At 35.0% G+C, this 317-nt stretch carries 1 protein-coding gene; it reads right to left on the bottom strand.

Going from position 1 to position 317, the window contains the following annotated elements; genetic code table 11:
- Window positions 1-69: 69 nt before the first annotated feature.
- Window positions 70-279: a hypothetical protein gene (locus P5683_RS26080; protein ID WP_006668635.1), complete on the bottom strand. Its 210-nt coding sequence runs from the start codon at window positions 277-279 to the stop codon at window positions 70-72.
- Between the last annotated feature and the right edge of the window lie 38 nt (window positions 280-317).

Raw genomic sequence — 317 nt, 5'->3', positions numbered from 1 at the left:
GGTTCATGATATGGTTTTATCCTCTTAGTGTGTTGTTTGCCGTAGTTTACCGTCATTGCGGACGAATATTTATTGAACTTTATCCATTAAGTGTTTCGTGTAATTCAGCTCCTTAATCAGCAATTGTCTTTTGAGTTCAGTGATGGTTAATTCTGTTTCACAGTCGTCTAGTATTGACTTTAATGTTGCCAAACCCTCTTCTTTGTTGCTGTTGTAAACTAGACTATCTACCATAGTCTTAAACTTTACAAACATTTGATTATTGATATCTGCCATCATTGTGTTATTCTCCTAGGTCAATGAACTAATTGGAAGTC

It is taken from the genome of Limnospira sp. PMC 1279.21 (assembly GCF_032349615.1).
GTDB classification, from domain to species: domain Bacteria; phylum Cyanobacteriota; class Cyanobacteriia; order Cyanobacteriales; family Microcoleaceae; genus Limnospira; species Limnospira fusiformis.
Note: the sequence above shows the minus strand (reverse complement) of the source record. Positions and strands in the feature narration are given on the sequence as shown.